Origin of the sequence: Streptomyces sp. NTH33, assembly GCF_003236365.1 — a bacterium.
Lineage (GTDB): Bacteria > Actinomycetota > Actinomycetes > Streptomycetales > Streptomycetaceae > Streptomyces.
Genome location: NZ_POTZ01000426.1, coordinates 1 through 5,943, shown reverse-complemented (window position 1 = coordinate 5,943; position 5,943 = coordinate 1). Strand labels below are relative to the sequence as shown.

General features: G+C 73.3%; 7 protein-coding genes. 4 read left to right on the top strand and 3 right to left on the bottom strand.

Features of this window, described 5'->3' with window-relative positions:
- The first annotated feature begins 163 nt into the window (after positions 1–163).
- The 3 genes from C1I97_RS29460 to C1I97_RS29450 all read left to right on the top strand — a co-directional run bounded on the left by C1I97_RS29460 (position 164) and on the right by C1I97_RS29450 (position 2,964).
- Positions 164–1,123, top strand: a complete 960-nt coding sequence (locus C1I97_RS29460; RefSeq protein ID WP_111006159.1) for a threonine/serine dehydratase — start codon at positions 164–166, stop codon at positions 1,121–1,123.
- A 336-nt stretch (positions 1,124–1,459) separates the two neighbouring features.
- Entirely contained in the window at positions 1,460–2,431 is a 972-nt protein-coding gene (locus tag C1I97_RS29455; protein ID WP_111006160.1) for an LLM class F420-dependent oxidoreductase, read from the top strand.
- Positions 2,432–2,538: 107 nt separating this feature from the next.
- Positions 2,539–2,964 (top strand): SsgA family sporulation/cell division regulator, encoded by a 426-nt coding sequence (locus C1I97_RS29450; RefSeq protein WP_111006158.1) that lies wholly within the window; start codon positions 2,539–2,541, stop codon positions 2,962–2,964.
- Positions 2,965–2,987: 23 nt separating this feature from the next.
- Here C1I97_RS29450 and C1I97_RS29445 read toward each other — a convergent pair whose 3' ends face one another.
- Entirely contained in the window at positions 2,988–3,479 is a 492-nt protein-coding gene (locus C1I97_RS29445) for a DUF6328 family protein (RefSeq protein WP_111006157.1), read from the bottom strand.
- Between the two features lie 174 nt (positions 3,480–3,653).
- Between C1I97_RS29445 and C1I97_RS29440 the strand changes: the two genes are divergently transcribed.
- Positions 3,654–3,989, top strand: a complete 336-nt coding sequence (locus C1I97_RS29440) for a hypothetical protein (RefSeq protein WP_111006156.1) — start codon at positions 3,654–3,656, stop codon at positions 3,987–3,989.
- 24 nt (positions 3,990–4,013) lie between these two features.
- Here the strand turns inward: C1I97_RS29440 and C1I97_RS29435 are convergent, their stop codons facing one another.
- Together C1I97_RS29435 and C1I97_RS29430 are read right to left on the bottom strand one after the other, a co-directional pair.
- Positions 4,014–4,997, bottom strand: a complete 984-nt coding sequence (locus C1I97_RS29435; RefSeq protein ID WP_111006155.1) for an aldo/keto reductase — start codon at positions 4,995–4,997, stop codon at positions 4,014–4,016.
- Between the two features lie 41 nt (positions 4,998–5,038).
- Positions 5,039–5,749, bottom strand: coding sequence for a ribonuclease H family protein (locus C1I97_RS29430; RefSeq protein WP_111006154.1), 711 nt, complete (start codon positions 5,747–5,749; stop codon positions 5,039–5,041).
- Positions 5,750–5,943 lie beyond the last annotated feature (194 nt).

Sequence of the window (5,943 nt, the reverse complement as noted above, 5' to 3'; positions counted from 1 at the left end):
CCATCGAGGTGCGTCCCTTCCTGTACCCGGCCGGGGACTGATGCCCGGCCGTCGGCGGGCGGGCGTCCGTGGTGTGTGCGCGGGCGGTTGACCTGTGCCGCCCCACCGGGTGAGGGTCTGCATGGCGCGAACCGTCATCCCACGCGCCGGAAGGGTGACTGCCTTGATCGGTATCTCGGAGATCGAAGCCGCGGGCGAGCGGATCGCCGGGCACGTCGTGCGGACGCCGACCGTGCCGAGCCCCGGCCTGTCGGCGCTGCTCGGTGCCCCGGTGACCGCGAAGCTGGAGTTGCTGCAGCGGACCGGCTCCTTCAAGGCGCGGGGGGCGGCGGCGAAGCTGCTGTCGCTCGGCCGGGCGGAGCGGGACGCGGGGGTGGTCGCGGTCAGCGGAGGGAACCACGGGGTCGCCCTCGCGGTGATGGCCGCCGCTCTGCAGGTGAAGGCCACGGTGGTCATGCCGCGCTCCGCGCCCGCGCGGTCCGTCGCGACCGCGGAGGAGACCGGGGCCTCGGTGCGGCTGACCGACGGCATGGACGAGGCGTTCGCCACGGCGGGGAGGCTGCGGGACGAGGGCCTCACCCTGGTCCACCCCTTCGACGACCCCGTGGTGATCGCCGGACAGGGCACCGTCGGTCTGGAACTGGCCCAGGACGCCGGTGAACTCACCGATGTGCTCGTCAGCATCGGAGGCGGCGGGCTGATCGCGGGCGTCGCCGCGGCGCTGCGCGCGCTGCGACCCGGGGTGCGGGTCTGGGGCGTGGAGACCGAGGGCGCCCAGGCCATGTCCGAGGCACTGGCGGCCGGCGGCCCGGTGCCCGTGGCCCTGTCCTCGATCGTGACCACGCTCAGCGCGCCGGCCGTGTCCCGGCTGACGTACGACCATGTCTCCGCCCTGGTCGAGGAGGTGCTCGTCGTTCCCGACCGCGAGGCCGTGCGCGGCTGCCTCGACCTCGCCGAGCACGCCAAGGTCTGGGCCGAGCCCGCCGCGGGCTGTCTGCTGCCGGCCGCACGGCGCGTACGGGAGCGGGTCGGCCCGGACGTCCGGCTCGGGCTGGTGGTGTGCGGGGGCAACGCGACGACCGCCGACGTCATGGCCTGGACGGACCGGTTCGCACTGCGCTGAGGCGGCGCGCACCGGACCCGCCCGGAAAGCGCCGGCGGGATCGCATGCGGTCACCGGGAAAGGCGAGAGCCAGGGGTTCAGCGAGGGGTGGCCATGGTCCGGGGGCACGTGTCCGCACACGGGCTGGTCGCCGGACGGTACCGGCTCCTCGAGGCCGTCCACCGCGGGACGAACCACGTCTGCTGGTACGGGGAGGACCTCAAGGCGGAGCGCCCTCGCCGGCGACTTCGCCGCGCCGGTGAACGAGCAGGCGCTGAAGGTCTTCCTCCGGACCTTCCGGCCGGGCCGGGGCTGATCACCCGTTTCCGGAGCGCCGTGCCCGGGGACTCGGCGCTCATGGTGCAGATCGGATACACGATGATGACCGAGCAGGCCGGTCCCCGGGAGCTGGTCGGCCACGTGGTGCGGGCCGAGGAGGCCGGCTTCGACTTCTCGGTGGCCTCCGACCACTACTTCCCGTGGCTGCGCTCGCAGGGGCACGCGCCGTACGTCTGGAGCGTCCTCGGGGCCGCCGCCCACGCGACCTCGCGCATTCCGCTGATGACGTACGTGACCTGCCCGACCTTCCGCTACCACCCGGCGGTCGTGGCGCAGAAGGCGGCGACGCTGCAACTGCTGTCGCAGGGCAGGTTCCGGCTGGGCCTGGGCTCCGGCGAGAACCTCAACGAGCACGTCGTGGGCGGCGGCTGGCCGTCCGTCGACGTACGCCACGAACTGCTGGAGGAGGCCGTCGAGATCATCCGGGCCCTGTTCGAGGGCGGTCATGTCACCCGGCACGGCGCGCACTTCGACGTGGATTCGGCCCGGCTGTGGGACCTGCCGGACCAGCCGCCGCCCATCGGCATCGCCGTCTCCGGTGAGCAGTCCTGCCGGCTCGCCGGCCGGCTCGCCGACCTGGTGATCGCCACCGAGCCCGAGGCGGGGCTGCTGGAGGCCTTCGACCGGCACGGCGGCGAGGGCAAGCCGCGTGTGGGCCAGCTTCCGGTCTGCCACGACTCCGACCGCGACGCGGCGGTCGAGCGCGCGCACGCGCAGTTCCGCTGGTTCGGCAGTGGCTGGAAGGTGAACTCCGAACTGCCGCACCCGGACGCGTTCGAGCAGGCCACGCAGTTCGTCACCCCCGACGACGTGGCCGGGTCGATCCCGTGCGGCGACGATCCGGAGGCCTTCGTGGAGGCCGTACGCCCCTTCGCCGAGGCCGGGTACACCGAGGTCGCGCTGGTGCAGATCGGCGGCGAGTCGCAGGAGCCGTTCCTCGACTGGTCGGCGAAGACCCTGCTGCCCGCGCTGCGCGAGGCCTTCGCCTGACCGGCGCGGCCGGCCGCGTGCGGATTCGCACGGACTCCGAGCAATCTTGCGCGTCTGCTGGGTACTAGAGGGCTCTACGTCCCGATGTCCTCGAAAGGTCCCCTCTCGTGAACTCCTTCGTGCACAAGAGTCTGGTGGTGCAGATGCAGGCGAACGGAACGGAACGTTTCTCCGTGCTCGCGCACCTGAGTTACGACGCCGACGACCCGTTCGCCGTCACCGCCGTCTTCAGCCACGACGGACGGGTGCTCGCCCGGTGGAAGCTGGACCGGGAGATGCTCGGCGACGGCCTGGAAGAGCCGGTGGGCATCGGCGACGTCCGCTTCCGCCCCGTGTCGAACGGCCCGTGGGAGGAGCTGTGCATGGAGTTCTACGGCAACGCCCACCCCGGCGGGGGACGGCACCACGCGGCGGTCTTCGCGTGGGCGCCCGCCGTCGCGGCCTTCCTGCGGGAGACCCACGACGTGGTGGCACCGGGCGAGGAGGAGGTCGGCGTCGACGACTTCCTGGCGGAGGTCATCGCGGGGGGCTGAGCGCGCCCCGCGATGCCCCCGGCTCATCGGGAGGTGTGGTGGTGGCGGGTCCACAGGGGCAGGGCGAACCAGCACAGGAGGTACCAGGCGACCACCGTCGCGACCAGCCAGGGCACGAAGCCGCCGTGCGTCGCCACCCTGAGGACCAGCAGCAGTGCGGAGGCCATGGTGGCCAGCAGCAGGACGAGGCCGACGAAGGTCAGCCGGGACGCCCAGCGCACCGCCTGCGGCTTGACCCGGCGTCCGGAGACGAGGCGGTGCAGGGAGACGGGGCCGATGAGCGCGCCGGTCGCCGAGGCGCCCAGGACCACCGTGACGATGTAGATGACCTGGTTGGTGTGGCTGAGGTGCTCGTACTTCGGCTGGAACACCACCGTGAGCAGGAAACCGAAGAGGATCTGCACGCCCGTCTGGGCCACCCGCACCTCCTGGATGAGCTCGCCCCACCTGCGGTCGGCCCTCTCCTCCTCGGTTTCGTCGCGCCCTCTGCGCCTGCCCGCTGCTTCTTCCGGCACCGTGCCACCTTCCGGTTCCCGCGACCCGCAACTCGGGTCGGCCCTGCCCTTTCGCGGGTTCCCCGGGGCGCGGGAAAGCTGCCCGGCCGCGCCGTTTGGGCGAGGGGGCGACGGTTACCCGGAGCCGTGACGCGGACAGACCAGCGGACAGACCAGTCGAGGAGGTCCCGGCCGATGCCCGGCACACAGCTCACGGTGACGCTCAGCGGCGGCGAGGTCGCCGACGCCCGGACGGTGGTCAAGGCCCTGGAGGGGGCCTTCGGGGCGCCGGACGAGCTCCCCGCCGACGAGAACGCGACCGTGCGCACGGCCACCTTCTCCGCCGGCACCGGCCGGGGCGCCCCGCGGGACGCGGGCCGGCTGTCCGCGCCGGTGACCGTCACCGTCCAGGGCACCCCCCAGGCCGTACGGAAGGCGAGCGAGACGCTGGCCCGCGCCTTCACGGCGCACGACGAGGGCGCGGCGGCCGGCGACCAGGAGCAGGAGCGGCAGCTGCGCCTGGAGCCGTGAGCGCGCCCCCGGCGGCGACGGCGTCTACCAGCGGGACTCCACCTGGTCCTTGATCCGGCGCTCGTACAGGTCCCGGATCGCCGCGAGGGTCTTCTCGCCCAGCGGCGGCAGCTTCGCGGCGGCGGCGTTCGCGCGTGCCTGCTCCGGTGAGCGGGCGCCCGGAATGACGGTGGTGACGCCGGGCTGCTGGACGACCCAGCGCAGCGCGAGCTGGGCCGGGGTGTATCCCTCGGGTGCGAGCGCGGCGAACTCGGCGGCGGCCTCCACGCCCGTGGCGTAGTCGACGCCGGAGAAGGTCTCGCCCTGGTCGAAGGCCTCGCCGTGCCGGTTGAAGGCGCGGTGGTCGTTGGCGGGGAAGACCGTGTCCTTGGTGTACTTCCCGGACAGCAGCCCGGAGGCGAGCGGGACCCGGGCGATGATGCCGACGCCCGCCTCCCGCGCGGCGGGCAGCACCTCGCGCAGCGGCTTCATGCGGAACGGGTTGAGGATGATCTGCACACTGGCCACGTTCGGCCGGGCGATCGCCGTCAGCGCCTCCGCGCAGGTCTCCACACTGACGCCGTAGGCGGCGATCCGCTCCTCCTCGACGAGCGTGTCGAGGGCGTCGAACACCTCGTCGCTGGAGTACACGGGCGTCGGCGGGCAGTGCAGCTGCACCAGGTCGACGCGGTCGACGCCGAGGTTGCGCCGGGAACGGTCGTTCCAGGCGCGGAAGTTGTCCAGGACGTAGTTCTGCGGGATCTGCTCGACGCGCCGGCCCATCTTGGTGGCGACCAGCACGTGCAGGTCCGGCCGGGAACCGAGGAAGGTCGCGATGGTCGACTCGCTGCGCCCGTCGCCGTAGACGTCGGCGGTGTCGAAGAAGGTCACCCCCGACTCGGCGGCCGCCTCCAGTACGGAGAGGGCTTCCTTGTCGTCCACGTCGCCCCAGTCGGCGCCCAGTTGCCAGGTGCCGAGCCCGACGACCGACGCGTGCTGGTGCGACCTGCGGAATTCACGTTCGTCCATGGCGCCAGTCTGTCATCAGCGGCGTCCGCCGGTCCGCCGGGCTACCCGGCGGCCGCGGTGCGGCACTCCGGGTGGCCCCAGCCCTGGTCGTTCCTGGCGATGGGCTCGCCGGCCGCGTAGGAACGGCCGCACGCGCAGCGGCCGGGGAACTTCGCCTTGATCGTGCGGGACGACGATCCGCCGCCGCGCTGCCGGGCCGCCCCGGTGCCGTTGGCGCGGCGGCGCGGGGCGGCGGACGCCGGGGCGACGGGCGAGGGCGGCGGTTCGGGCGAGCCGAGGGCGCTGCCCGCCGGCTGCTGCGCGGTCGCGGCCTGGCTGGCGGCGCGGTCGGCGAAGTCGTTGAGCGGGTCGCCGTCGACCTGGTGGGCGGGTACGTAGCGGAAGTCGACCGAGCGGCCCTGGAGCAGTTCGTCGATCCGCACGACCAGCTCCCGGTTGGCGACCGGCTTGCCGGCGGCCGTCCTCCAGCCGTTGCGCTTCCAGCCGGGCAGCCAGGTGGTGACGGCCTTCATCGCGTACTGCGAGTCCATCCGCACCTCGAGCGGCACCTCCGGGTCGGTCGCCGCCAGCAGCCGCTCCAGCGCCGTGAGTTCGGCGATGTTGTTGGTCGCCGTGCCGAGCGCTCCCGCCTCCCAGCGGGCCGGGGTCTCCGCGTCGTCCGAGACGACCCATGCCCAGCCCGCAGGACCCGGATTTCCCTTCGACGCCCCGTCGCAGGCGGCCACCACACGTTCACGCATGAGCTCGATCATGCCACGCCCCGGCGGGGCCTTCCCGGGCCGGGGCACGCGCGCCGAACGGGCTTGTTTGTTCCACACTGGGTTCCGCACCGGATCGAGCCGGGCGAGCTGGTCCTGCTCATGCTGGGTGTCGCCAATCGTGACGACGAGGTGTTCCCGGCGCCGGACACCCTGGACACGGAGCGGCGTACCGCCCGGCACCTCGC

Coding starts and splice junctions, on each gene's coding strand:
- C1I97_RS29455 (WP_111006160.1), top strand. CDS start 1,460: ATGGTGCAGATCGGATACACGATGATGACCGAGCAGGCCGGTCCCCGG.
- C1I97_RS29440 (WP_111006156.1), top strand. CDS start 3,654: ATGCCCGGCACACAGCTCACGGTGACGCTCAGCGGCGGCGAGGTCGCC.
- C1I97_RS29435 (WP_111006155.1), bottom strand. CDS start 4,997: ATGGACGAACGTGAATTCCGCAGGTCGCACCAGCACGCGTCGGTCGTC.
- C1I97_RS29430 (WP_111006154.1), bottom strand. CDS start 5,749: ATGATCGAGCTCATGCGTGAACGTGTGGTGGCCGCCTGCGACGGGGCG.